Annotated in this window: 20 protein-coding genes and 2 tRNA genes; 10 read left to right on the forward strand and 12 right to left on the reverse strand. The window is 68.7% G+C overall.

Features of this window, described 5'->3' with window-relative positions; genetic code table 11:
* Nucleotides 1-89: 89 nt before the first annotated feature.
* Nucleotides 90-365, forward strand: coding sequence for a Rho-binding antiterminator (locus AC1G9C_RS15520; RefSeq protein WP_480408080.1), 276 nt, complete (start codon nucleotides 90-92; stop codon nucleotides 363-365).
* A gap of 90 nt (nucleotides 366-455) precedes the next feature.
* On the opposite strand, the gene AC1G9C_RS15525 is transcribed toward AC1G9C_RS15520, so the two are convergent.
* The 7 genes from AC1G9C_RS15525 to AC1G9C_RS15555 all read right to left on the reverse strand — a co-directional run bounded on the left by AC1G9C_RS15525 (nucleotide 456) and on the right by AC1G9C_RS15555 (nucleotide 8,887).
* Nucleotides 456-995 (reverse strand): DUF2058 domain-containing protein, encoded by a 540-nt coding sequence (locus AC1G9C_RS15525; protein ID WP_021442159.1) that lies wholly within the window; start codon nucleotides 993-995, stop codon nucleotides 456-458.
* A 182-nt stretch (nucleotides 996-1,177) separates the two neighbouring features.
* A complete protein-coding gene (mazG, locus tag AC1G9C_RS15530) occupies nucleotides 1,178-2,008 on the reverse strand; it encodes a nucleoside triphosphate pyrophosphohydrolase (protein ID WP_480408081.1) in 831 nt (276 codons plus the stop codon).
* A 93-nt stretch (nucleotides 2,009-2,101) separates the two neighbouring features.
* On the reverse strand, nucleotides 2,102-4,345 hold the full coding sequence (gene relA / locus AC1G9C_RS15535) for a GTP diphosphokinase (RefSeq protein ID WP_021442157.1): 2,244 nt from the start codon (nucleotides 4,343-4,345) through the stop codon (nucleotides 2,102-2,104).
* 119 nt (nucleotides 4,346-4,464) lie between these two features.
* A complete protein-coding gene (gene rlmD, locus AC1G9C_RS15540) occupies nucleotides 4,465-5,817 on the reverse strand; it encodes a 23S rRNA (uracil(1939)-C(5))-methyltransferase RlmD (protein ID WP_480408082.1) in 1,353 nt (450 codons plus the stop codon).
* A gap of 3 nt (nucleotides 5,818-5,820) precedes the next feature.
* Nucleotides 5,821-6,732, reverse strand: coding sequence for a cysteine synthase CysM (gene cysM / locus AC1G9C_RS15545; protein WP_122107286.1), 912 nt, complete (start codon nucleotides 6,730-6,732; stop codon nucleotides 5,821-5,823).
* Between the two features lie 113 nt (nucleotides 6,733-6,845).
* Nucleotides 6,846-8,180, reverse strand: coding sequence for a HAMP domain-containing sensor histidine kinase (locus AC1G9C_RS15550; RefSeq protein WP_480408083.1), 1,335 nt, complete (start codon nucleotides 8,178-8,180; stop codon nucleotides 6,846-6,848).
* Nucleotides 8,177-8,887 (reverse strand): response regulator transcription factor, encoded by a 711-nt coding sequence (locus AC1G9C_RS15555; RefSeq protein ID WP_480408084.1) that lies wholly within the window; start codon nucleotides 8,885-8,887, stop codon nucleotides 8,177-8,179. Before AC1G9C_RS15555 ends, AC1G9C_RS15550 begins: the two co-directional genes overlap by 4 nt.
* A 118-nt stretch (nucleotides 8,888-9,005) precedes the next feature.
* Between AC1G9C_RS15555 and AC1G9C_RS15560 the strand changes: the two genes are divergently transcribed.
* The 4 genes from AC1G9C_RS15560 to AC1G9C_RS15575 are packed head-to-tail and all read left to right on the forward strand — an operon-like array spanning nucleotide 9,006 to nucleotide 13,623.
* On the forward strand, nucleotides 9,006-11,756 hold the full coding sequence (locus AC1G9C_RS15560) for a response regulator (protein ID WP_480408085.1): 2,751 nt from the start codon (nucleotides 9,006-9,008) through the stop codon (nucleotides 11,754-11,756).
* Between the two features lie 9 nt (nucleotides 11,757-11,765).
* Nucleotides 11,766-12,761, forward strand: coding sequence for a 2-hydroxyacid dehydrogenase (locus tag AC1G9C_RS15565; protein ID WP_480408086.1), 996 nt, complete (start codon nucleotides 11,766-11,768; stop codon nucleotides 12,759-12,761).
* A gap of 27 nt (nucleotides 12,762-12,788) precedes the next feature.
* Nucleotides 12,789-13,220: a hypothetical protein gene (locus tag AC1G9C_RS15570; RefSeq protein WP_480408087.1), complete on the forward strand. Its 432-nt coding sequence runs from the start codon at nucleotides 12,789-12,791 to the stop codon at nucleotides 13,218-13,220.
* A gap of 4 nt (nucleotides 13,221-13,224) precedes the next feature.
* A complete protein-coding gene (locus tag AC1G9C_RS15575) occupies nucleotides 13,225-13,623 on the forward strand; it encodes an META domain-containing protein (protein ID WP_397497027.1) in 399 nt (132 codons plus the stop codon).
* A gap of 61 nt (nucleotides 13,624-13,684) precedes the next feature.
* Here the strand turns inward: AC1G9C_RS15575 and dinB are convergent, their stop codons facing one another.
* Nucleotides 13,685-14,743, reverse strand: a complete 1,059-nt coding sequence (gene dinB, locus AC1G9C_RS15580) for a DNA polymerase IV (RefSeq protein ID WP_480408088.1) — start codon at nucleotides 14,741-14,743, stop codon at nucleotides 13,685-13,687.
* A 783-nt stretch (nucleotides 14,744-15,526) separates the two neighbouring features.
* Here dinB and AC1G9C_RS15585 point away from each other — a divergent pair.
* From AC1G9C_RS15585 to AC1G9C_RS15605, 5 genes are all read left to right on the forward strand, one after another.
* A tRNA-Met gene (locus AC1G9C_RS15585) sits at nucleotides 15,527-15,603 on the forward strand.
* Nucleotides 15,604-15,718: 115 nt separating this feature from the next.
* Nucleotides 15,719-15,795 (forward strand) — tRNA-Met (locus AC1G9C_RS15590).
* 136 nt (nucleotides 15,796-15,931) lie between these two features.
* Nucleotides 15,932-16,480 carry a cytochrome b gene (locus AC1G9C_RS15595; protein ID WP_480408089.1) on the forward strand — a complete coding sequence of 183 codons (549 nt, stop codon included), beginning with the start codon at nucleotides 15,932-15,934 and terminating at the stop codon, nucleotides 16,478-16,480.
* Nucleotides 16,481-16,576: 96 nt separating this feature from the next.
* Nucleotides 16,577-17,899, forward strand: a complete 1,323-nt coding sequence (rimO, locus tag AC1G9C_RS15600; protein ID WP_480408090.1) for a 30S ribosomal protein S12 methylthiotransferase RimO — start codon at nucleotides 16,577-16,579, stop codon at nucleotides 17,897-17,899.
* A gap of 38 nt (nucleotides 17,900-17,937) precedes the next feature.
* Nucleotides 17,938-18,357 (forward strand): thiol-disulfide oxidoreductase DCC family protein, encoded by a 420-nt coding sequence (locus tag AC1G9C_RS15605; RefSeq protein ID WP_305955977.1) that lies wholly within the window; start codon nucleotides 17,938-17,940, stop codon nucleotides 18,355-18,357.
* A gap of 7 nt (nucleotides 18,358-18,364) precedes the next feature.
* Here AC1G9C_RS15605 and AC1G9C_RS15610 read toward each other — a convergent pair whose 3' ends face one another.
* Genes AC1G9C_RS15610 through wecB form a run of 4 tightly spaced genes read right to left on the reverse strand, consistent with a single transcriptional unit; the run spans nucleotide 18,365 to nucleotide 25,679 of the window.
* A complete protein-coding gene (locus tag AC1G9C_RS15610; protein ID WP_480408091.1) occupies nucleotides 18,365-19,210 on the reverse strand; it encodes a DUF4434 family protein in 846 nt (281 codons plus the stop codon).
* Nucleotides 19,210-22,359, reverse strand: a complete 3,150-nt coding sequence (locus AC1G9C_RS15615) for an NfrA family protein (RefSeq protein ID WP_480408092.1) — start codon at nucleotides 22,357-22,359, stop codon at nucleotides 19,210-19,212. The genes AC1G9C_RS15610 and AC1G9C_RS15615 overlap by 1 nt, the downstream gene beginning before the upstream one ends.
* Nucleotides 22,356-24,530, reverse strand: a complete 2,175-nt coding sequence (gene nfrB, locus AC1G9C_RS15620) for a cyclic di-3',5'-guanylate-activated glycosyltransferase NfrB (RefSeq protein ID WP_480408093.1) — start codon at nucleotides 24,528-24,530, stop codon at nucleotides 22,356-22,358. Before nfrB ends, AC1G9C_RS15615 begins: the two co-directional genes overlap by 4 nt.
* 6 nt (nucleotides 24,531-24,536) lie before the next feature.
* Nucleotides 24,537-25,679, reverse strand: coding sequence for a non-hydrolyzing UDP-N-acetylglucosamine 2-epimerase (gene wecB, locus AC1G9C_RS15625; protein ID WP_480408094.1), 1,143 nt, complete (start codon nucleotides 25,677-25,679; stop codon nucleotides 24,537-24,539).
* Nucleotides 25,680-25,812 lie beyond the last annotated feature (133 nt).

A 25,812-nucleotide genomic window follows, 5' to 3' on the forward strand; every position in this document is an offset into this window, starting at 1 on the left:
CCAAGCGCTGCCACTCTGCTTACGGAGTCGCGGCGCTTTTGCTGGTCTGGGCGTTCGGCTAGGCTCAGATCGACGCGGAGGACGATTCGATGGACAGCGACTACCAACCCCTGGCCTGCGACCTGTACGACTACCTGGAAATCGCCTGCCTGCACCGCTACCGCCTGGAGATCGAACTGCTCGACGGCACGCGCCTGCACGGCCAGGCGCTGACCACCGAGACCACGGCGAGTAAGGAGGAATTTCTGCTCCTGCGCTGCGCCGATGGCGAGCGGCGCCTGCGCCTGGATCGCCTGCTGGCGATCACCCCGCAGGACGACGGGGCGAGCTTCGGTCGGGTGCTGTTGGGCGGGGAACGCTGTTGAGCGGGGCAAGCCGTAGGGTGTCGCGGGGCCCCCCAGGCCATGCGCACCTGCCTCACGGCATTGTCGGTGCGCACGAAGTACCCTAGGTGGTTACCACATCAGGTCGTCGGGAATCTGGTAGGCGGCGTAGGGGTCGTCGGCGTCCGGCGCTTCGACATGGGTGTTGAGCAGGACGATGCGCGAGGGATCGCGCTCCTGGATCTTCAGCGCCGCTTCGCGGGGGATCACCTCGTAGCCGCCGCCGTGGCGGACGATGGCCAGCCAGCCGTTGGACAGCTTGTTGCGCATCAGGGTGTTGACCGCCAGGCGCTTGACCTTCTTGTCGTCGACGAAGTTGTAGTAGTCGTCACCGTCCAGCTTGGGCAGGCGTGAACGCTCGATCAGCTGCTTGATCTGCGCGGCGCGGGCCTTCTGCTCGGCCTTTTCCTGCTGCTGGCGATTGAGTTCCTGGTCGCGCGCGGCCTTCTCGGCCTGGGCCTGCAGCGCGGCCTGGCGAGCGCTGTCATCCAGTTCGGCCTGGCCCTTGTGCGCCAGGCGCTTCTGCTTCTGCTGCTGCTTGCCAACCTGCTTGGCCTGTTTTTCGTTGACCAGGCCGGCTTTGAGCAGCTGGTCGCGCAGGGAAAGACCCATGACTAGAGATCCCGAACATGATTCAGTTGCAGCGGCGCCGAGCCCTCGGCGCCGCCGGTCGAAGGTGCCCAGCATAAGGGCTAAGCGGCCGCGGCTCCAGCCCGAAAGCACCGCGTAGCCCGGATGCAATCCGGGAACGGCGTGCCGAGCAATCCCCCGGATTGCATCCGGGCCACCTCGGTTCAGCACCCCGGCGTCTGCTTCTCCAGCTTCTTCGCCTCGCCCCACAGGACGTCCAGTTCCTCCAGCGAGCAGCCGTCCAGGCTGCGGCCGGCCTCGCGCACGCTCTGCTCGATAAAGCGAAAGCGCCGCTCGAACTTGCCGTTGGCCGCGCGCAGCGCGCCTTCCGGGTCGACCTTGAGATGCCGGGCCAGGTTGGTGACGACGAACAGCAGATCGCCGATCTCCTCGGCCACCGCCTCGGCATCGTTCTCGCTCATGGCCTCGAGCACTTCGTCCAGTTCCTCGCGCACCTTGTCCACCACCGGCAGCGCGTCCGGCCAGTCGAAGCCGACCTGGGCGGCGCGCTTCTGCAGCTTGGCCGCGCGGCTCAGCGCCGGCAGCGCGGCGGGCACGTCGTCGAGCAAGGACAGCTGCTCGGGCGCGGCGGCCTTCTCGGCGCGCTCCTCGGCCTTGAGCTCCTCCCAGCGCTGCTTGACCGCCGCCTCTTCCAGCTTCGCCGCATCCGGCGCGCCGTACAGATCGCCGTCGACGAACACGTGGGGGTGGCGGCGAATCAGTTTGCGGGTGATGCCGTCGACCACCCGGGCGAAGTCGAAGCGCCCCTCCTCACGGGCCAGCTGGCTGTAGTAGACCACCTGGAACAGCAGGTCGCCGAGTTCGCCCGACAGGTGCTCGAAGTCGCCGCGCTCGATGGCGTCGGCCACCTCGTAGGCCTCCTCGAGGGTATGCGGCACTATGCTCGCGTAGCTCTGCTTGAGGTCCCAGGGGCAGCCGTGCTGCGGGTCGCGCAGGCGGGCCATCAGATGCAGCAGGTCGTCGAGTCGGTACATGCAAGCTCCTGGACTGCAAGCCACAGGCTTCAAGCCGCAAGAAAGCGCCGAGTGCCGCTGTTCAGTTGCTGCTTGAAGCTTGCCGCTTGAGGCTCAATTGGCGCGGTGGCGGCGCGCCTCGATGATATTGGGCAACTGGCTGATGCGCGCCAGCAGGCGGCCGAGAGCGTCCAGGCCGGGGATCTCCACGGTGATCGACATGGAGGCGGTGTTGTCCTCCTTGTTCGAACGGGTGTTGACCGCCAGCACGTTGAGCTTCTCGTTGAGCAGCACCTGGGTCACGTCGCGCAGCAGGCCGGAGCGGTCGTAGGCCTTGATCACGATCTCCACCGGATAGGTCTGCACCGGCGCCTCGCCCCAGCTCACCTGGATGATCCGCTCCGGCTCGCGGGCGGCCTGCTGCAGCGCCGTGGCGCAATCCTGGCGGTGGATGGTGACGCCGCGACCGAGGGTGATGTAGCCGACGATCGGATCGCCCGGCAGCGGCTGGCAGCAGCCGGCCATCTGCGTCAGCAGGTTGCCGACGCCCTGGATCTGGATGTCGCCGCGCTTGCCCGGCTTGAAGCCCTGGGCCTTGCGCGGGATCAGCTCGAGCTGCTCGCTGGCGCGCTCCGGCTCCACCAGCTGCTGGGCCAGGTTGACCGCATGGGCCAGGCGCACGTCGCCGGCGCCGAGCGAGGCAAACAGATCCTCGGCGGTCTTCAGGTTGGCCTTCTCCGCCAGCTTGTCGTAATCCACGTGCGGCAGGGCCAGGCGGCCCAGCTCGCGCTCGAGCATGGTCTTGCCGGCGGCGACGTTCTGGTCGCGGTCCTGCAGCTTGAACCAGTGGACGATCTTCGCCCGCGAGCGGCTGGTGGTGATGTAGCCCAGGTTGGGGTTGAGCCAGTCGCGGCTCGGCGTGCCCTGCTTGCTGGTGATGATCTCCACCTGCTCGCCGGTCTGCAGGCTGTAGTTGAGCGGCACGATGCGCCCGTTGATCTTGGCGCCGCGGCAGTTGTGACCGATCTCGGTGTGCACGCGGTAGGCGAAATCCAGCGGCGTGGCGCCCTTGGGCAGGTCGATGGCGTGGCCGTCGGGGGTGAACACGTAGACCCGGTCCGGCTCGATGTCGACGCGCAGCTGCTCGGCCAGGCCGCCGATATCGCCCAGTTCCTCGTGCCACTCGATGACCTGGCGCAGCCAGGAGATCTTCTCCTCGTAGTGGTTGGAGCCGGACTTGACGTCGGTACCCTTGTAGCGCCAGTGCGCGCACACGCCCAGCTCGGCCTCCTCGTGCATGGCGTGGGTGCGGATCTGCACCTCCAGCACCTTGCCCTCCGGGCCGAGCACCGCGGTGTGCAGCGAGCGGTAGCCGTTCTCCTTGGGGTTGGCGATGTAGTCGTCGAACTCCTTGGGAATGTGCCGCCACAGGGTGTGCACGATGCCGAGGGCGGTGTAGCAGTCGCGCACCTCCGGCACCAACACGCGCACCGCGCGCACGTCGTAGATCTGGCTGAACTGTAGGCCCTTGCGCTGCATCTTGCGCCAGATCGAATAGATGTGTTTGGCCCGCCCGCTGATGTCGGCCTTGATCCCGGTGGCCTCCAGTTCGGCGCGCAGCTGGTTCATCACGTCGTTGATGTACTGCTCGCGATCCAGGCGCCGTTCGTGCAGCAGCTTGGCGATCTGCTTGTACTGCACCGGTTCCAGGTAGCGGAACGACAGGTCCTCCAGCTCCCACTTGATATGGCCGATGCCGAGGCGGTGGGCCAGCGGCGCGTAGATGTCGAACACCTCGCGCGCCACGCGCTGGCGCTTCTCCTCGTCGGCTTCCTTGACCGCACGGATCGCGCAGGTGCGCTCGGCCAGCTTGATCAGCGCCACGCGCACGTCGTCGACCATGGCCACCAGCATCTTGCGCAGGTTCTCCACCTGCGCCTGCGAGCCGAGCACCAGGGAATCGCGCGGGTTGAGCGAGGCGCTGATCGCCGCCATGCGCAGCACGCCCTCGATCAGTTTGGCCACCACCGGGCCGAAGCGCTGGTGCACCGCAGCCAGGGTCACCTTGCCCTCGCGCACGCCGCGGTAGAGCACCGCGGCCACCAGCGAATCCTGGTCGAGCTTGAGGTCGGCGAGAATCTCGGCGATCTCCAGGCCGACGCGGAAACTGGAGGTGCCCTCGACCCACAGGTTCTGCGTGGGATTGGCCTGTTGCTCGACATCGCGGGCGAATTCGCAGGCCTCCTTGAGGGCCTCGCGATCCAGCGCCGGATCGACGCTCGCGGCATGGTCGAGCCAGGCCTCGAGGTTGATGCTGCCGTCGTCGTTGATCGGCTGGTGCGCTCTCACCTGAACCATCGTCTTACCTTCCCTACGGCGCGCCCAAGGTGCGCCGAGCAGTCGCCGGTTTCTGCGAACCGGTCGGATTAACTGAAAGCACGCGCGTCCTGCGCATCCCTCGTGCCCCGGGCCGCAGCCTAGGGTTTCTCAAACAGGGCCATGGCCTCGACATGCGCGGTCTGCGGAAACATGTCGAGAATCCCGGCACGGCGCAGGCGGTAGCCCTGCTGCGCCAGCTCGGCGGCGTCACGCGCCAGGGTGGTCGGGTTGCAGGAGACATAGACCAGGCGTCGCGCGCCCAGCGCCGTCATCCCGCGCACCGCCTGCAGCGCGCCGTCACGCGGCGGATCGAGCAGCACCGCGGCGAAACCGCCGCCGGCCCAGGCCTCGTCGGCCAGCGGCTTGGACAGGTCGGCACGGAAAAAGTGCGCGTTGTCCAGGCCGTTGCCGGCGGCGTTGGCCGCGGCGCGCGCGACCATAGTCTCAACGCCCTCCACCGCCACCACCTCGGCGGCCTGGCGCGCCAGCGGCAGGGCGAAATTGCCCAGGCCGCAGAACAGATCCAGCACCCGTTCACCGGGCCGCACTGCCAACCAGTCTAGCGCCTGGGCGACCATCGCCTCGTTGACCGGACCGTTGACCTGGACGAAATCTCCCGGCCGATAGGCCAGTTGCAGCTGCCAGCGCTCCAGGGCAAAGCCCAGCTCGGCGCCGGCCTGATCAGCCTGCGGCTCGCCCTCGCCGTGCAGCCACAGCTGCGCGCCGTGCTCGGCACAGAAGACACGCAGCAGCAGCAGGTCGGCTTGATCGAGCGGTGCAGTGTGGCGCAGCAACAGCGCCTCGGCGCTGCCGCTGAACAGCTCGACATGCCCCAGCGCCTGCGGCTTGCCCAGCTGCCGCAGCAGCGCCGGCAGACCGCGCAGAATCGGCTGCAAGGGCTGTACCAGCACCACGCAGTCGTCGATCGCGACTATCTCCTGGCTGGCCTCGGCGCGAAAACCCACCTGCAGCTGGCGCGCCTTGGCGTCCCAGCGCACGGCGATGCGCGCGCGGCGGCGGTAGGCGAATTCCGGCCCCACCAGCGGCGCCGCCCATTCGTCCGGCTGCACGCCGCCGAGGCGGGCGAGCTGCTCGGCCAGGGTGCGCTGTTTCAGGGCGAGCTGATCGGCATGGGGCATGTGCTGCAGGCTGCAGCCGCCGCAACGCCCGGCATGCGCACAGGGCGGCTGACGCCGCGCGGCGCTGGGCGCGAGGATGCGTTCGGCGCGCGCCTCGACGGTCTGGCTGCGCGCGGCCAGCACCCTGGCCTCGACGCGCTCGCCGGCCAGGGCGCCGCTGACGAACCAGGTGCGTCCGCCGTCGAAGGCGATGCCGCGACCGTCGCCGGCCTGGCGCTCGATGCTCAGTTGCTGCTTCTTGCCCACCGGCACCTGGGGAGCGCGGCTGCCGCCACTGGGTTGAAAGCGCAGACCGGAGCTGCGTTTGGCCATGAATTAGTGCTCTGCCGCGGGTTCGTCGTAGACGCCGGTGGACAGGTAGCGGTCGCCGCGGTCGCAGATGATTGCCACCATCACCGCGTTCTCCACCTCGCGCGACAGGCGCAGCATGGCCGCCACCGCACCGCCGGAGGACACGCCGCAGAAGATCCCCTCTTCCCGCGCTAGGCGACGCATCACGGTTTCCGCCTCGACCTGGGCCATGTCGATGACGCGGTCGACGCGCTCGGCCTGGTAGATCTTCGGCAGGTATTCCTGCGGCCAGCGGCGGATGCCGGGGATGGCCGAGCCTTCCTGCGGCTGCAGGCCGACGATCTGCACCGCCGGGTTCTGCTCCTTGAGGTAGCGCGACACGCCCATGATGGTGCCAGTGGTGCCCATCGAGCTGATGAAGTGGGTGATGCGCCCGTCGGTCTGCTGCCAGATTTCCGGGCCGGTGCCGACGTAGTGGGCCTCGGGGTTGTCGCCGTTGCCGAACTGGTCGAGCACCTTGCCGCGACCGCCGCGCTGCAGGCTCTCGGCCAGGTCGCGGGCGCCTTCCATGCCGTCTTCCTTGCTCACCAGCACCAGCTCGGCGCCGTAGGCGGTCATCGCCGCCTTGCGCTCGGCGCTCATGTTGTCGGGCATGATCAGCATCATCTTGTAACCCTTGATCGCCGCCGCCATGGCCAGGGCGATGCCGGTGTTGCCGCTGGTGGCCTCGATCAGGGTGTCGCCGGGCTGGATGTCGCCGCGCAGCTCGGCGCGGGTGATCATCGACAGCGCCGGACGATCCTTGACCGAACCGGCCGGGTTGTTGCCTTCCAGCTTGACCAGCAGGGTGTTGGAGGTGTCGCCCGGCAGGCGCTGCAGGCGCACCAGCGGGGTGTTGCCGACGCAATCGGCGATGGTGGGAAAGTGCAGGGTCATGGGTCGCTCGAATCCGGACTGCCGCGAAGGGCCATCATGATACGCCTAACCCGCGACGGCATCACGCCATGCTGTCGCGCGAGACGCTGCAGAGGCGCGCAAGGCCCCCGGGCTCAGGCGGCCGGCAGCTGAAAATGCACGCATAACCCGGGCGCGCCGTTTTCCGCCCAGATGCGCCCGCCCTGCCCGGCGATGGCGCTGCGGGCGATGCTCAGGCCGAGGCCGAAACCGCCGTCGCCGGGGCGCGAACCGTCGAGGCGGGTGAAGGGCAGGAAGATCGCCTCCAGCTGCGCCTCGGCCACGCCGGGGCCCTCGTCGCTCAGCCACAGGTGCCAGCAGGCGCCCTCGCGGCGCCCGCCGAGACGCACCGTGCCGCCGGCCGGCGAATGGCGCACGGCGTTGCGCAGCACGTTCTCCAGGGCCTGGGCCAGGGCATTGAGGTTGCAGTGCAGGCGGCAGTCGCCCGCCACCTCGTAGCGCAGCCGTGCGCCGGACCAGCCGCTCTCGAACCGCACGTTCTCCGCCAGCACATCCCACAGCGCGGCCAGCTCGACCTGCTCGGCGCTCAGCCGCGGGCGCTCGGTGTCCAGCCAGGCCAGCTCCAGGGTATCGGCCACCAGGCGCTGCATGCCGTCGACCTCCTGCAGCACGCGCTGGCTCAGCTGCTCGGCATCCTGGCCGCTCTCGCCGGCCACCCGCAGGCGGCTGAGCGGGGTGCGCAACTCGTGAGAGAGGTCGCGCAGCAGCTGGCGCTGCAGCGACACCGTGGCCTGCAGGCGCTCGGCCATGTGGTCGAAGGCACGGGCCAGCTCGCCCAGCTCGTCGCGGCGCCGCGCCACGTCGCCGGCCCGCGCGCTGAGATCGTCGGCGTGCAGGGCGTTGGCCTGGCGCCGCAGGATCGCCAGCGGGGCGATCAGCAGGCGATAGAGCAGCACGCCGAGCAGCACCGCGAGCACTGCCGGCACTATCCGCTGCAGCAGCAGGTTCCACAGTTCGAGGTGCTGGCGCGGGTTCAGGCGCTGGGGCAGCTCCATCACCAGGCGCGATTCGCCGTCGCTGAACGGCACATAGAAGGTCGGCGTACCGCCGGGTCGCCCCACCAGCCAGTCGAGACGGCGCACGAAGTCCAGCCGCGCGCGCTCGTCCCCGTCCAGCGCCTGCGACGACAGGGCGCGCTGCTGCCCGTCGACCACCGCCGCCCAGACCTGCTCGCGCTCGCGCAGGCGCGCCAGGAAGGCATCGATCCCACTCGCCCCCGCCTCGCGCCAGGCGGCCTCGGCCTCCTGGCCATAGGCGCGCAGCAGCGCCTTGGTCGAGGCCGGCAGACGCGAGGTGGCCTGGATGAACAGGCGCTCCAAATCGACATGCAGGCTGACCAGCAGCAGGCAGAACAGCGCCAGCGCGCCGGTCAGCTTCCACAGCAGCGAGTGCCGTCCCGGCAGCCTCATGCGCCCGCCCGCGCCAGCATGTAGCCCCGGCCCCACACCGTTTCCACCCGCCCGCCCTGGTAGCCGATGGTCTGCAGCTTGCGGCGGATATGGCTGACGTGCATGTCCAGGCTGCGATCGTGCTGGGCGTAGCCGCGGCGCAGCGCCTGCTGATAGAGGAAGGGCTTGCTCAGCGCCTCGTCGCGGTGCCGCCAGAGCAGCTCCAGCACCCGGTACTCGCTGGGGGTCAGGCCCGCCCAGTGGCCGGCCAGCGCCACGTCGCAGCGGTCCTCGTCGAACCACAGGGCGTCGGCCGATTCGCGCGGCGACGGCTCGCGCCGCTCGTAGGCGACCCGGCGCAGGATCGCCTCGATGCGCACGCTGAGTTCGCCGAGGCTGAACGGCTTGGGCAGGAAGTCGTCGGCGCCCTGGCTGAAGCCGGCGATGCGATGGGGCTCGTCGCCCAGCGCCGACATCAGCAGCACCGGCACGCCGCGCCGCCGGCGCAGCTGCTGCAGGGCGTCCAGGCCGTTGGTGCCGGGCAGCAGGATGTCCATCAGGATCAGGTCGAAGTCCTCGCTCTCGGCCAGACGCAACCCCTCGCTGCCGTCACGGCTGAGGGTGACGCGGTAGCCGCAGCCCTGCAGGTGGGCCTGCAGGTGGCTGGCGAGCAGCGGGTCGTCTTCGACGGCGAGGATGCGGGCGGCGGGATGGGCGGTGGACAGCATGGCGAACGACCGAAAAAACGAATGCGAACAATTCTACCTACTAAACCCGGACCACTCATCTACAGATTCCTCGGCAGCGAATCGCTACACTGCCCAGACGTCATAAAGGAGACCAGGCGTGTTCAAGGATCTAGGCATCAAGGGCCGCGTGCTGCTGCTCACCCTGCTGCCCACCAGCCTGCTGGCGCTGGTGCTCGGCGGCTACTTCACCTGGGTGCAGCTGTCCGGGCTGCAGGCGCAGCTGCTGCAGCGCGGCGAGATGCTGGTCGAGCACCTCGCGCCGCTGGCCGCGCCGGCCCTGCAGCAGCAGAACAAACCGCTGCTCGAACGCATCGCCCGGCAGTCGCTGGAGCACCCGGACGTGCGCGCGGTGAGCTTCCTCGCCGCCGAACGCGCGCCGCTGGCGCATGCCGGGCCGAGCATGCTCAACCCGGTGCCGAACGACCAACCCGGGCTCAGCCGCCTCAGTGGCCAGGACGCCACGCGTTTTCTGCTGCCGGTGTACGACCAGCACCTGGCCCTCAGCGACGACTCCGGCGACGAGCGCAGCGCCGAACTGCTCGGCTGGGTCGAGTTGGAGCTGTCGCACCAGGGCACCCTGCTCAGCGGCTACCGCAGCCTGTTCGCCAGCCTGCTGCTGATCGTCGGCGGCCTCGGCGTCACCGCCCTGCTCGCCCTGCGCATGAGCCGCAGCATCAACGGCCCGCTGCGCGCGATCAAGGCTGGGGTCGCCCAGCTCAAGGACGGCCACCTGGAAACCCGCCTGCCGCCGCTGGGCAGCGTTGAGCTGGACGAGCTGGCCGCCGGCATCAACCGCATGGCCGAGGCCCTGCAGAACGCCCAGGAAGAACTGCAGCACAGCATCGAGCAAGCCACCGAGGACGTGCGGCAGAACCTGGAGACCATCGAGATCCAGAACATCGAGCTGGACTTCGCGCGCAAGGAGGCCCTGGAGGCCAGCCGCATCAAGTCCGAGTTCCTCGCCAACATGAGCCACGAGATCCGCACCCCGCTCAACGGCATCCTCGGCTTCACCAACCTGCTGCAGAAGAGCGAGCTCAGCCCGCGCCAGCAGGACTACCTGGCGACCATCGAGAAGTCCGCCGACAGCCTGCTCGGCATCATCAACGAGGTGCTCGACTTCTCCAAGATCGAGGCCGGCAAGCTGGTGCTCGAATCCATCCCCTTCAACCTGCGCGACCTGCTGCAGGACACCCTGACCATCCTCGCCCCCGCCGCCCACGAGAAGCAGCTGGAGCTGGTCAGCCTGATCTACCGCGACACCCCGCTGGCCCTGCGCGGTGACCCGCTGCGGCTGAAACAGGTGCTGACCAACCTGGTGAGCAACGCCATCAAGTTCACCCGCGAAGGCACCATCGTCATGCGCGCCATGGTCGAGGACGAGAGCGCCGACCGTGCCCAGCTGCGCATCAGCGTGATGGACACCGGCATCGGCCTGTCCGACGAGGACCTGCGCGCGCTGTTCCAGGCCTTCAGCCAGGCCGACAACTCGCTCAGCCGCCAGGCCGGCGGCACCGGCCTGGGCCTGGTGATTTCCAAGCGCCTGATCGAGCAGATGGGCGGCGAGATCGGCGTCGACAGCACGCCGGGCGAAGGCTCGGAATTCTGGGTCAGCCTGACCCTGCCCAAGGCCCGCGACGACGCCGACGACCTGCCGCGCGCGCCGCTGCAGGGCCGCCGCGTGGCGGTGCTGGAAAGCCACGAACTGGCGCGCCAGGCCCTGGCCCATCAACTGGAAGACTGCGGCCTGGAGGTGGAAAGCTTCGCCGACCTGGGCCAGCTGCTCGACGCCGTGGCCAGCCAGCAGCAGCGCGAACGCCCGCTGAGCCTGGCGGTGCTCGGCATCACCGCCGCCCAGCTGCCGGCCGATGCCCTCGGCCAGCGCATCTGGGACCTCGACCGCCTCGGCTGCAAGGCCCTGGTGCTGTGCCCCACCACCGAGCTGGGGCTGTTCCACGAATCGCTGCCCGATGCCTACACCCAGCTGCAGGCCAAGCCGCCGTGCACGCGCAAGCTGCACAAGGCGCTGATCGAGCTGGCCTGCCCGCAACGCCCGGTCAGCGAGCCCGCGAACCTGGCCAGCAGCCGTCGCCCGCAGATCCTCTGCGTCGACGACAACCCGGCCAACCTGCTGCTGGTGCAGACCCTGCTCGACGATCTGGGTGCCCAGGTCAGCGCGGTGGACAGCGGCTATGCCGCCATCGAGGCGGTGCAGCGCGGCAGTTTCGACCTGGTGTTCATGGACGTGCAGATGCCGGGCATGGACGGCCGCCAGGCCACCGAGGCGATCCGTCAGTGGGAAAGCGAACAGGGCCGCAGCGCCACCCCCATCGTCGCGCTGACCGCCCACGCCCTGGCCAACGAGAAGCGCATCCTGCTGCAAAGCGGCCTGGACGACTACCTGACCAAGCCGATCAGCGAACGTCAGCTGGCCCAGGTGGTGCTCAAGTGGACCGGCCTGAGCCTGCGCAACCAGCCCGCGGCGAAGCCCCTCGAGGCCCCCGTCACCTCGGCGCAGCCGCAGGTGCTCGACGCCGAGGAAGGCCTGCGCCTGGCCGCCGGCAAGGCTGACCTCGCCGCCGACATGCTGAACATGCTGCTGGCCGGGCTGCCCGGCGACCGCCAGGCCATCCGCCAGGCCCGCGAAGCCGGCGAGCGCAGCGCGCTGATCGAGCGGGTCCACCGCCTGCACGGCGCCACCCGCTACTGCGGCGTGCCGCAACTGCGCGCCGCCTGCCAGCGCAGCGAAACCCTGCTCAAGCAGGATGACCCGGGCGCCCAGCGCGCCCTCGACGAACTGGATGCGGCGATCGCCCGGCTGACCGAGATCGCCGCGCAAAGCGCCTGAGGAGCCCGCATGCGCATCTGTCTGTTCAGCAGCAAGACCTACGACCGCGACAGCTTCCTCGCCGCCGCGCGCCCGGATGGCTGGCAGCTGCAGTTCCACGAGGCGCGCCTGACCGCAGCCAGCGCGGCACTGGCAAGCGGCTGCGAGGTGGTCTGCGCCTTTATCAACGACGAGCTCTCGGCGCCGGTGCTGCAGCACCTGGCCGCCGCCGGCACGCGGCTGATCGCCCTGCGCTCGGCCGGCTACAACCATGTCGATCTCAAGGCCGCCGAACGCCTGGGGTTGCGCGTGGTGCGGGTGCCGGCCTACTCGCCGCATGCGGTGGCCGAGCATGCGGTGGCGTTGATCCTGGCGCTGAATCGGCGCATCCACCGCGCCTTCAATCGCACCCGCGAGGGCGATTTTTCCCTGCACGGGCTGACCGGTTTCGACCTGCACGGCAAGACCGTCGGCGTGATCGGTGCCGGCAAGATCGGCCTGAGCTTCGCCCGCATCATGGCCGGCTTCGGCTGCCGGGTGCTGATCCACGACCCCTTGCCGGTGACCGGACTCGATGCCATCGGCGCGCGCCAGGCGCCGCTCGACGAGGTGATAAGCCAGAGCGACATCCTCAGCCTGCACTGCCCGCTGACCGCCAGCAGCCATCACCTGATCGATGCCGCGCGCCTGGCGCAGATGAAGCGCGGCACCATGCTGATCAACACCGGCCGCGGCGCGCTGGTCGACACCCCGGCGCTGATCGGCGCGCTGAAGAGCGGTCAGCTCGGCTACCTGGGCCTGGACGTCTACGAGGAAGAGTCCGAACTGTTCTTCGAAGACCGCTCCGACCTGCCGCTGCAGGACGACGTGCTGGCGCGCCTGTTGACCTTCCCCAACGTCATCGTCACCGCCCACCAGGCCTTCCTCACCCAGGAGGCGCTGGCCGCCATCGCCCGCACCACCCTGGACAATATCGCCGCCTGGGCCGCCGGCCGCCCGTGCAATGAGGTCAGGGCCGGCGCGTGATAGCATGCCGGCTGATCCGGAGGACCCATGGCCGAACACGATTTCCGTTATTCCCTGCTCACCCCCCAGCACACCCTCACCGAGTGCCGCGCCCTGGCGCCGGGCCGCTATCAGGTCACCGGCAACGGCGGCTCGATCCAGGCCGGCGACAGCCTGCTGGTCACCCTCAAGGGCAGCCGCGACCTGCATATGCGCCTGGACGTGGAAAAGGTCCGTCACCTGATCAACCCGCCCGGCCAGTGGCTGGCGGTGTGCAAGGGCCCGCAGTTCAAGGAGCTGGCCATCCACAACTGGCAGGTGAACTGCGACGGCTGTGGCAAGCAACTGGACTTCGAATTCGCCGTCGACGCCGCCCTGGGCAAGGCCGCCCAGGCGCCGGCCGCCGAGGCCCGTATCGCCGAACTGGGCTGGCGCAAGCTTGATGGCCAGCACCTGTGCCCCACCTGTCAGGAGGACTGAAATCATGCCCCGCGCCCTGCCCCTCGCCCTGCTCGCTGCCGCCCTGGGCGGCTGCGCCAGCGACGCGCCGCAACTGGAGACCGAGCGCAGCTACCAGGTGGAGTGGATCGGCGAACGCCCGCTGATCGACCGCAGCCACCTGACCATCACCTTCGCCGCCGACGGCCGCGCCCACGGCCATGCCGGCTGCAACCACTGGTTCGCCGGCTATCAGCTGCAGGGCAATGCACTCGCCTTCGAGCGCCCCGGCAGCACCCGCAAGCTGTGCGCCCCCGCGCTGATGGAACAGGAACAGCGCTTCCTCGACGCCATCGGCCAGGTGCAGCGTTGGGATTTCAACGCCATCGGCCAACTGCAGCTGTGGCCGGCGACCGGCAAGCCGATTCGTCTCTGGGCGGAATGACGGCGTCGCCCGGATGCAATCCGGGGCGGTTGCCCCAAGGAACTCCCGGATTGCATCCGAGCTACGCGAACAGCTCCAGCTGCTCCTGCCGCCCGCGCAGATCGTGCAAGCGCACCCCTACCCCGAGCAGACGCACCGGCTTGCCGCCGCGGGCGAAGGCATTGCTCAGCAGCTGTCGATAGCTGTCCAGATCGCGGCTGGCGCCGGCCTGCTCCAGGGTGGTCTGGGTGAAGTCGTGGAACTTGACCTTGACGAAGGGTTTGTCCGGTCGGTAGCTGGCATCCAGCCGCTGCAGGCGCCCGTTCATCTCCTCCAGCAGCGCCGGCAGCTTTGCCAGGCAGCTGTCCAGGTCGGGCAGATCCTGGTCATAGGTGTGCTCGACACTGAGCGACTGACGGCGGCTGTCCACCTGCACCGCACGTTCGTCGATGCCGTGGGCCAGGCGCCACAGGCGCTCGCCGAAACTGCCGAACTCGCGCACCAGCGCCAGCTTGTTCCAGTCGCGCAGATCCAGGCAGGTGCGAATCCTCAGGCGCGCCAGCTTGTCCGCGGTGACCTTGCCGACGCCGTGCAGCTTGCTTACCGGCAGCGCCGCGACGAAATCCTCGACCTGGTCGGGCGTGATGACGAACAGCCCGTTGGGCTTGCGCCAGTCGCTGGCGATCTTGGCCAGGAACTTGTTCGGCGCCACTCCGGCCGACACCGTGATGTGCAGCTCCTGCGCCACGCGCCGGCGGATCTCCTGGGCGATACGGGTGGCGCTGCCGGCGAAATGCGCCGAGTCGCTGACGTCGAGGTAGGCCTCGTCCAGCGATAGCGGCTCGATCAGGTCGGTGAACTGGCGAAAGATGCCATGAATCTCCCGCGACGCGGCGCGGTACGCCTCGAAGCGCGGCTTGACGATCAACAGGTCCGGGCACAGCTTCAGCGCATGCCGCGACGACATCGCCGAGCGCACGCCGTAGGCGCGCGCCTCGTAGTTGCAGGTGGCGATCACCCCGCGCCGTTCGGCTGAGCCGCCCACCGCCAGCGGCCGATTGGCCAGGCTCGGGTCGTCGCGCATCTCGATGGCGGCATAGAAGCAGTCGCAGTCGATGTGGATGATTTTCCTTTGATTCATAAGCTATTGATTTTACTTGTACAAACCAAAGGAGAACGCCATCCGATAGCCGCTTCAACACCCTCTGTTTTCTCGGCTGGATTCTCTAGGTCGGACGACGCCAGAGCCATTGATCAACCGAAGAACGGGTGGCAGAACAAAGCTACTTGTCAGCCTGGGCTGGCCAGAATAGCGATCTCTGGGAGTGAAGCAACAGGCCAAGCACGGCATCGCTGGCAAACAGCGTCCTACACCAGTGCGCGTAGCGCCACATAGGCGCTTTGCAGGTGATAGGGCGTGGTTGAAGGCATGTCTTGCCGCAGCAGTTCGTCGGTGGCTCCCAGGACTTCATGCCACCCGCCTGAATGCAGGAAACGTTCGCGATAGTGCCTTGCCCACTGCGTCAATATCTCCAGGGAGCGGATGCTCCCCTCCACCGCAAGCGCACGGGCGAACTCCGTCTGCGCCCATATACGCTGCCTGTCGTCCAGTAGGGTATCTCCTGGCGGTTTACGAACCCCGCGTGAATACCCGCTTTTTCCACTGCTGGACCCGCACGCCTGCGAACGCTAACGGACACAAAACACCCAGTCGACCACCAGTGGGACGCCAAAAACACTCGGATAAGGGATGCACAGTCGACGTGGATCATCTGGCGCACGACACCCTTGTAAGCCTTGCCCGGCCTGGCCTAGGCCCTGAAATCTAACAGCTGTTTAACGCTAAGCACCTGAGTTGAAAACAGTTTTCTTCAAATACATGGTTGACAGCGGCGCAGCCGACGGTAGAATGCCGACCCACAGACGCGGGATGGAGCAGTCTGGTAGCTCGTCGGGCTCATAACCCGAAGGTCGTAGGTTCAAATCCTGCTCCCGCAACCAAACATCGAAAAGGCCACTCAAGCGAGTGGCCTTTTTGTTTGCGCCTTCAATTGACTCAGTCGATTAAAACAAACAAACCGATTGACAGCATTTAAATCAGGCGTAGAATCATCGGCGCGGGATGGAGCAGTCTGGTAGCTCGTCGGGCTCATAACCCGAAGGTCGTAGGTTCAAATCCTGCTCCCGCAACCACCTTCAGAAAAAGGCCACTCAAACGAGTGGCCTTTTTCGTTTCCGCCGTTGATCTTCCTCAGCTTCCCTTAAGCAAGACGGGCATACCCTTACCGTACCTGCAGAAGACGCAGGTTATCGACAGAGGAACGCCCTGATGAACTGGAAGAACACCCCGTCCCGCTATGGCAGCCTGTCCATCGGCCTGCACTGGCTGATGCTGATCCTGATCGCCGCCGTCTACGCCTGCATCGAACTCAAAGGCAATTTCCCCAAGGGCAGCGACGCCCGCGAGCTGCTCAAGCAATGGCATTTCATGCTCGGCCTGAGCGTATTGGCCCTGGTCTGGCTGCGCCTGCTGGCTCGCGTGATCGCCCCGGCGCCGAAGATCGAGCCGGCGCTAAGCGCCTGGCAAGCCGTACCCGCGAAACTGATGCATGTCGCCCTGTACGCCCTGATGATCGGCACGCCGCTGGTCGGCTGGCTGATCCTTAGTGCCGCCGGCAAGCCCGTCCCCTTCTTCGGCCTCGAGCTGCCGGCATTGATCGGCCCGAACAAGGAGCTGGTCGGACAATTCAAGGAACTGCATGAGCTGGCCGGCACTGCCGGCTACTGGCTGATCGGCCTGCACGCCGCGGCCGGACTGCTGCACCACTATATAGGCGGCGACAACACCCTGGTCCGCATGCTGCCCAAACGCAACTGAAGACCAGGCGCCTCTGGTCAAGTGCCCGATCCGCCGCTAGAATTGCGCACTTTTTGATCAGCGGCGCCCCCGGGGCGCCCATCGAGGTTAGCCCGCATGTCCACCGCCACACCGAAAGTCGGCTTCGTTTCTCTGGGATGCCCCAAGGCCACGGTCGATAGCGAACGCATCCTGACCCAGCTGCGCATGGAAGGTTACGAGATCGTGCCGACCTACCAGGATGCCGACGTGGTAGTGGTCAACACCTGCGGCTTTATCGACAGCGCCAAGGCCGAATCGCTGGATGCCATCGGCGAGGCCATCGCCGAGAACGGCAAGGTGATCGTCACCGGCTGCATGGGCGTGGCCGAAGACAGCATCCGCGACGTGCACCCCAGCGTGCTGGCCGTCACCGGCCCGCAGCAGTACGAGCAGGTGGTCAACGCCGTGCACGAGGTGGTCCCGCCGAAAACCGAGCACAACCCGCTGATCGACCTGGTACCGCCGCAGGGCATCAAGCTCACCCCGCGCCACTACGCCTACCTGAAGATTTCCGAGGGCTGCAACCACAGCTGCAGCTTCTGCATCATCCCCTCGATGCGCGGCAAGCTGGTCAGCCGCCCGGTCGGCGACGTGCTCTCCGAGGCCGAGCGCCTGGTCAAGGCCGGCGTCAAGGAACTGCTGGTGATCAGCCAGGACACCAGCGCCTACGGCGTCGACCTCAAGTACAAGCTGGACTTCTGGAACGGCCAGCCGGTGAAGACGCGCATGCTCGAACTGTGCGAGGCGCTGTCGGCGATGGGCGTGTGGGTGCGCCTGCACTACGTCTACCCCTACCCCAACGTCGACGACGTGATCCCGCTGATGGCCGCCGGCAAGCTGCTGCCCTACCTGGACATCCCCTTCCAGCATGCCAGCCCGAAAGTGCTCAAGGCCATGAAGCGCCCGGCCTTCGAGGACAAGACCCTGGCGCGGATCAAGAAATGGCGCGAGATCTGCCCCGAGCTGACCATCCGCTCCACCTTTATCGTCGGCTTCCCCGGCGAGACCGAGGAAGACTTCCAGTACCTGCTGGACTGGCTCAGCGAAGCCCAGCTCGATCGCGTCGGCTGCTTCCAGTACAGCCCGGTCGACGGCGCCCCGGCCAACGACATGGATCTCGAACCTGTGCCGGACGAGATCAAGCAGCAGCGTTGGGAGCGTTTCATGGCCCACCAGCAGGCGATCAGCAGCGCGCGCCTGCAGGCCAAGATCGGCCTGGAGATGGACGTGCTGGTCGACGAAGTGGACGGCGAAGGCGCCGTGGCCCGTTCCTGGGCCGACGCCCCGGAGATCGACGGCAGCGTGTTTATCGACTCCACCGCGGTCAAGCCGGGCGACAAGGTGCGCGTGCGCATCGTCGATGCCGATGAGTACGACATGTGGGGCGAACTGATCTAAGCCTGCACCGCACCGCCAAGCCCCGCCCCGAGCGGGGCTTGTCATTTCTGCAGGCCTATACTCAACGGCAGGTTCCTCACCGCTTCGCCACCATGCCGATCAAGGTCTATTACGACGGTGCCTGTCCGCGCTGTGTCGCCGACCGCCGCCGCTACGAACGCCTCAGCGACCAGCCCGCCGACAGCGTGCAGTGGCTGGATATCAGTGGCCGCGACGAGGAGTTGCGCGCCGCCGGCATCGACCCGCAAGCGGCACTGAGCGAACTGCACGTGGCGGACGAACAGGGCCGCATCCACCGCGAGCTGGACGCCTACATCCTGCTGCTGCAACGCACTGCGCGCCTGCGCCCGCTGGCCTGGCTGCTGGCCCTGCCCGGCCTGCGCCCGCTGCTGTCGTGGACCTACCGGCGCTGGGTGTTGCGCCGCCTGCGCCGTCAGGGGCGCTGGCCACCCGGCTGATGCAGCGCTAGTGCGCACTGTCCCTGAGCGGCGCGCCCCAGGGGCGATAACGCAGCGAGAACACGGCATCGGCATGACAGCCGGAGTAATGCCGCTGCGGTTCGGCCGGCTCGGCGCGAAACGGCTGGCCGTCTGCGCTGGTCTGGCGAAAGACTTCGCGGACGATGCCGATGCTGCAGGGCAGTGCCTGGCCATAGGCGCGGCGCACCGGCGTCGCCAGGCTGGCGGTGCCCTCGCCGTCCTGCCACCAGACCGAGATGCCCAGCGCCTGCAAGTCGCCGAGCCAGGCCGCATAGGCGTTCGGACTCAGGCGCGCGGCGCTGAACGCGCTCAGGTGCAGCGGCGCGTCGAGCTGGGCGGCGAAATCCTGCAGTTGGCGGCGCAGCACCCGGCGCCGCTCGCCGGCCAGGAACTGCACGTCGTCCAACTCCAGCGGCAGGTACCAGCCGGCCACCGGCAACTGCCACTGCTCGCGCAGCAGCCGCTGGTGCGCCAGCGACAGGCCCAGCTGGTACTGCCAGTAGACCTGCAGGCCCGGGCCGTCCAGCTCGCGCTGGCGCTGGTAATAGGCCGGGTCCATGTACAGCCCCAGCACCAGCTGCAGGCCCTGTTCCTGCGCGGCGCGCAGGCTGTTGGCCAGCCAGCCGTCGGCGCCGCCGAAATCCGCCTCGCCATAGGCCGTCCACTGCACCAGCAGGGTCTTCACCCCGGCGTCGGCACTGGCGCGCCAGATATCCCGCCAGGCCTGCTCCTGCAGGCGGCTGTCGGCATTCAGCGGCTGAAAGAACAGGCGCTCCTCGGCGTGCAGCTGGGCGACGAGCAGCAGACAGAAGGCCAGAACAAGGCTACGCATCAGAAATCCACCTCCACTCGCAGCAGCACGCCGCTGGCCCGTTCGTACAGGTTGCCGCCCAGCCCCCACTGGTACTCGGCATTGACCTTGAGGTTGGCCGGATAGGCGTTGTACCGGCTGTCGCCGTACCACAGCTGCCAGCGCAGGCCGAGGCCGCTGCGCCAGTCCTGCCGCCAGTGGCTGCGCGGGTCCTGCACGCTGAACTCGACGAAACCGTAGGGCATCAGGGTCTGCGCGCCGGCCGCGGCCAGCTTGTAGGTGCGCCCCTGCTGGTAGCGCGACAGCCAGGCATGATCGCCGGCGCGGGTCCACCAGGCGGCGTCGAGATAGAGGGAGCGCTCGTTCCACTGCGTTTCGTCGACCCGCCAGTCGTTGCGCCAGTCGCCCTGATCGAAGAAGGAGGCGGTGGCGCGCAGCAGCAGGTCGGTGCTGACCTGGCCCTTGCGCACGTGATCGTTGAGCGCCTCGGACACCGCGGCCGGATTGAGCCACTGGCCGAGACTGAAACCGTCGAAGTCGGCGTCGTCCAGTTCGCTCTGCGCATAGAGCTCGCTGTACAGATTGAGGTTGTGCGTGCCGAGCGGCCGATAGCGCAGGCCCAGACCGGTGCCCAGGGAACGGCCGTAGCGGTGGCGCCCGTCGCCGCCCAGCAGCGCCCGGCCGTAGACCGACAGGCTGCGTCCGGCGCGGCTCGGCTCGGCGCCCAGGGCGTGGTCCCAGACGGCCATCTGCACGTTGCTGGACGCCGCCCGCCGGCTCTCTCCGGCGCGGCTGCCGTCGTCGCGCAGGATGTCGTTGGTGGCCACCCCGGCCGGCGACCAGACGCTGGCCAGGGTGAAGCTGTCGCGCCGCGACAGGCTCTCGTGGGCGCGGCGCTGACGGTAGCGCCGCGCCTCCAGGCTGCCGTACTGGTCGTCGCCGGCCACCGGGTGCTGTTCCAGGTCGATCACCCGGCGCAGCTCGAGGCGCGCCGCCACACTGTCCTCGGCCTCGGCGTAACGCCAGGCCAGGGTCTCGCCGAGGCGGTAGTCCTCGGGATAGTCGCGCGTCGCACGCTGCAGCGGGGCAATGGCGCGGCGCCGCTCCTCGGCGCTCTCGGCGGCGGCCAGACGCATGGCGTAGTCGGCGTTGTAACGCGGGTTGGCCGGCTCCAGCCGCGCCGCCTCGGCCAGCCAGGCCGTGCTCTGCTGCGTGTCGCCGGCCAGCTGGGCGGTGGCCGCGGCGCCATAGTAGTGACCGGCCTGCGGCCGCTGGTCCAGTGCCAGGCGCTGGCGCTGCAGGGCCAGCGGCAGGTCACCGCCGGCCTGGGCGATGGCTGCCCCCAGGGCCCAGTCGTCGGCACTGGTCGACTGCGCCGCCTGCCAGTAGCGCTCGGCGGCCTGCGCCTCGCCGGCGCCCAGGGCGCTGCGCGCGGCGGTCAGCCGGCCGATGTTGTCCAGTTGCGCCGGCGCCAGCTCGCGCCAGATGCGCCAGGCCGCCGGCGCATCGCCGGCGGCCTCCAGGGCATAGGCCAGCGGCAGGCGACTGGCCTGATCGCCCTGAGCCAGCGCCGCCTGGTAATAGACCACCGCCTCGCCGGGACGCGCCGGCGAGGCGCAGCGGCCGAGCACGCGCAGCTCGGCAGGGTTGCGCGTGGTATCGGCGATCTCGCCCCGCACCCAGGCGCAGTGGCCGCTTTCGGCCAGGCGGCCGAGCAGCGCGGCACGGCTGTCGCCGTCCAGATGCGCCAGCAGCGCCCGGGCGCGCGCCATATCCAGAGGCGCATCGGCCTCGGCATAGAGCCCGGCCAGGCGCTGCAACAGCGGCGCCGGCAGACGCCCGCCGCGGCTGTCGAAGGCCTGCTCCAGCCACTGCCGCGCCACATCGTGGCGCCCCGCCTGCACTGCCAGGTAGCTGGCCTGATCCAGCGCCTGCAGGTCGCCGCTGCTGCGGTAGTAGTCGAACCACAGGCGCTCGGCCTGCTCGCGCTGGCCGGCGGCCTGCAGCAGTTCGGCACGCTGGCGCTGCACCGCCGGGGTCTGCGGCTGACGCGCCAGCCAGGCCAGGGCCAGGTCGCCGCGGCCCTGTTCGCGCCACAGCGCCAGCAGGCTGTCGCGACGCGCCGAGTCCCAGGGCTCGGCCAGGCGCTGGCGCTGCAGCAGATCCTCGGCCTGCAGGCGCTGGGCCAGCACCAGCCAGGTCTGCGGATCGTCCTCGGCGCGGCAGTCGCGCAATTGCTCGAGGGCCGCGCCCGGGTCATGACGCGACAGCCATTCGGCGGTCTCCAGGCAGGGCCGCCCGAGCTGCTCGCCCAGTTCGCGCACCAGCGGCGTATCGCCGCCCTGGCGCGCCAGCTCCCACAGACGGCCGCGCTGCTCGGCGCTGTCGCGGTCGGCCGGCGGCAGGCTGGCCAGCCAGCGTTTGGCCATCTCCAGCTGCCCCAGGGCGACGGCGCGATCGAGCATGGCCAGGCGTAGCTGCCGCTCCGCCGCCGGCGACGGCGGCCGCGTTAGCAGGCGCTGCAGGCCGGCCTCGTCGAGCAGTTGCACGCGGGCATTGGCCAGTCGCCGCCAGTCGTCCTCGCTCAGCCGGCCATCGGCCTCCAGCGCGGCCAGCTGCTGCTCGGTGGCGGACCAGTCGCGCAGGCGCTCGGCCCAGTTGGCGCGGGCCATGCGCAGCACCTGGTCGTCGCCCTTGGGCGGAATCTCGTTGAGCCAGTCCAGTGCACGCTTGGCGCCGCCGAACCTGGCCAGGCTGAGGCTGTAGGCCTGCCACAGGCGCACATGGTCGTCGCCCTCGCTCTGCGCCAGCCAGGCTTCGACCAGCGAGGTGCCCGGCGGGTCCTGCTCGATCCAGGTCAGGCGCAGCTCCAGCAGGGCATCGTGACCGTCGCTCAGCTGCGTGGCCAGCGCCTCGGCCTCGCGGTAGCGGCGCTGCTTGGCCAGCGCCTCGACCAGCAGGCTGCGCGCCTCGTCGTTGCGCGGCACGCGCTCGAGCAGATGGCGCATCAGCCGCTCCACCTCCGCCCAGTTGCCGCGGCCGGCCTCGCGGTAGGCGCGGTCGAGGAAGGGGTAGCTGCGAAACTGCTGGAAGCCGGTCAAGGGCTCGGCGGCCATCGCCGCAGTGGCGACCAGACCGGCGAGCAGGGACACACCGAGCAGGCGCTTCATACCAGCGCCTCCACCAGCCGATAGGACTCGTGCTGTTCCTCGGCCTGTTCGCGCAGCGCCTGCCGCAGCACCTCCTCGCCGATCACCCCGCGCTGCAGCAGGTGCTGGCCGAGGGAGTGCCGCTCCGGGTCGAAGTCGATCAGCGCCTGGTTGAACAGCGACGGCGGCAGCAGGCCGCGCACCTGCAGCAGGTCGCCGAACAGCACCTGGTGCTTGCACACCTGCTCCAGCAGGGCCTCGTCGTCGGCATGGCGCTGCAGTGCGGCAAGCATGGCGCGGCTCTCCTCGCTGCTGTGGCGGCCGCCATACCAGTGGCGCAGGCCCAGGGTCACCCGCCCCTGCGGCGCCAGCTGCCAGCGCACCGGACGACCGAGCTGGCGACTGATGGCGCCGACCGAGACCTGGCTGAGCAGGCGTTCGCTGGCCAGCACCAGGGTCTCGCCCTCCTCCGCCACCGGCAACACCGCATAGCGCAGCGCCAGGCGCCGGGGAAAGGCGCGGATCAGGCGCTGGTCGAGGCGGAAGGGGTTGAGCGGCGCCCAGGGCTCGTCCAGCTGCGCTGCCAGGGCCTGCACCAGCTGGCGGCTGTCGAGCAGGCCGTCGAGCAACAGCTGGCGGCCGAGACGACGCCGCACCGGGTTGGTCAGCGCCGCGGTCAGCTGCGCCTCGCCGATCAGGCCCTGTTCGACCAGGCGCCGGCCCAGCGGCGTCTGCGGGCTCTGCCCGAGCGAGGGGAATTCGTGGGTGGTCTTGTCCCAGGCCACCCGGCGCGAGTCGCCCATCTCCAACACCTGCTTGAGCGCGCGGACATTGGCGAAGAAGTTGACGAAGTTGCTCCACATCATCCGCGGCACCGACAGCAAGCCCTGGCCGATGCCGTAGAAGCGGGTGACGAAGTAGCCGCGCTGGAACAGGCGGTTGAGCAGCAGCAGGCCGTTGAGCCAGAGCAGCGTGCTGAGCAGCGGGCTGCCGGAAAGGATCGAGGGAAAATGCCAGGCCTCGGGGTTGAACAGGCCGATCAGCCACATGGCGAGCAGCACCAAGAACAGCAGGTTGACCAGAAAGCTCAGCAGGTAGGCGAACAGCCCGCGGCGGTCGCGCCAGAGGAAGTAATTGAGCGCCGCCCGTGGGCTCCAGCCCAGGTTGCGCGTGCCCTGGAAGACGATGCCGGTGATCCAGCGCGATTTTTGCCGGATGGCGTGCGCCCAGGTCCGCGGAAAGTGCTCGCGCACGCAGATCACCTGGGCGAAGCGCTGGCTCATGCCCAGCCCGGACTCCTGCGCCAGGGCCAGTTTCGGATCGCTGACCGGGAAGCGGGCGAAGATACACTTCATGCCCTTGGCCTTGAGGCGGAAGCCGATGTCGTAGTCCTCGGTCAGGCTCTGCACGTCGAAGGCGATGCCGTCGCCGTCTTCCAGCAGCGCGGCGATGGCGCGGCGGCTGAAGCAGGTGCCGACGCCGGCGCTGGGCACCTGGCCGGTGAGCGCCTCGCGCACCACCACGTCCTTGCCGTGGTTCTCGGCGAACTCGTCGACGTAATGCCCGGCGGTGAAGCCGCTCCACTCCGGGGCATAGGGGTAGACCGGCACCTGGATCAGGTCCTTGTTCGGCAACAGGTAGTTGAACAGGCGCAGCTCCAGCGGCGAGATCACGTCCTCGGCGTCGTGCAGGATGAAGCCGGCGAACTCCACCCGCGCCTCGGCCTCGAAGCGCAGGATGGCATCGATCACGTTGTTCAGGCAGTCGGCCTTGCTGGTCGGCCCGGGGCGGGCGCAGACCACCTTGTGCACGTTGGGGTAATGCAGGCACACGGCGTCGACGTCGGCCTGGGTGTCGGGGTCGTTGGGGTAGGTGCCGACGAAGATCTGGTAGTTCTCGTAGTCCAGGGTGGAGGCCGCCAGGCGCGCCATCTCGCCGACCACGCCGACCTCCTGCCAGGCCGGCACCATGATCGCCAGGGGCTTTTCCGGCGTGCCATAGAGCAGCTTCTCGTCGGCGCGCTCGTGCTCGGCGTAGACGCGAAAGCGGCGGATCAGCGCACGCCCCCAGTACACCAGGTCGATGAACAGGTCATCCAGGCCGAGCAGGAACATCAGCGCGGCGAGCAGGATGGCCAGGTATTTCAGGGCATACAGCACATAGGCCAGCAGGTCGACCAGATCCAGACTCATCGCGCGTCACTCGGTTTTGGCTGTTGCGGCCCAGCGCAGCAGGCGCTGGGCGATCTTCTCGCTGGCGTGGCCGTCGCCATAGGGGCTGAACACCCGGTTCATCGCCCGGTAGGCCTCGGCATCGTCGAGCAGGCGCGCGGTCTGCGCGACGATGCGCGCCGGGTCGGTGCCCACCAGCCGCACCGTGCCGCCCTCCAGCACCGAGGGCCGTTCGGTGACCTCGCGCAGCACCAGCAGCGGCTTGCCCAGCGCCGGCGCCTCTTCCTGCACGCCGCCGGAGTCGGTGAGGATCAGGTAGGCGCGGTCCATCAGCCAGACGAAGTGTGGGTAGTCCTGCGGCGCCACCAGATGGACGTTGGCCAGACCGCCGAGCAGCCCGCGCACCGGCCCCTGCACCTGCGGGTTGAGGTGTACCGGGTAGACGAACTGCACCTCGGGGTAGCGCCCGGCCAGCTCGGCCAGGGCCTGGCAGATCTGCTCGAAACCCTGGCCGAAGTTCTCCCGCCGGTGCCCGGTGATCAGCACCAGGCGCTGCTCCGCCGCCAGCGCCGCCAACGGCGAATCGGCCGCCGGCTGCCAGCCGCTGCTGCGCAGGTGATCGCGCATCCACAGCAGGGCGTCGATCACCGTATTGCCGGTGACCTCGATATCGGCCGGCGCGCGCCCCTCGCGCAGGAGGTTGTCGCGGGCCTTGTCGGTGGGGGCGAAATGCAGGTCGGCGAGCACTCCGGTGAGGGTGCGGTTGGCCTCCTCCGGCCAGGGCGCGCGCAGGTTGCCGGTGCGCAGGCCGGCCTCGACGTGGCCGATGGCGATCTGCCGGTGGAAGGCGGCCAGCGCGGCGACGAAGCTGGTGGTGGTGTCGCCGTGGACCAGGACGATATCCGGCTGCACCCGGGCGTAGCTGGCATCGAGGCGCAGCAGCAGTTGCTGCGCCAGGCCGTTGAGGGTCTGGCCCTGGGTCATCAGGTCGAGGTCCTCGTCCACCCCCAGCTCGAAGGCGGCGAGCACCTGGCGCAGCATCTCGCGGTGCTGGCCGGTGGAGCAGACGAACAGCTCGACCCCCGGCCAGTGTTTGAGTACCCGCGCCAGCGGCGCCATCTTGATCGCCTCGGGCCGGGTGCCGAAGACCATCTGAACTTTGAGGGACATGCACCGCTCCTTGGCCTGGCTCTCCATGAGGGGGAATCGGCCGCCTGCCTGATGAGAAGAACTCGCACCGGCAATACAAGTCGCTCTATCGCGCCCTGTCCAGGCCGATTTAGAGTTGCCTTGAGCCAAATCA

This window comes from Pseudomonas sp. ABa2 (genome assembly GCF_056676075.1).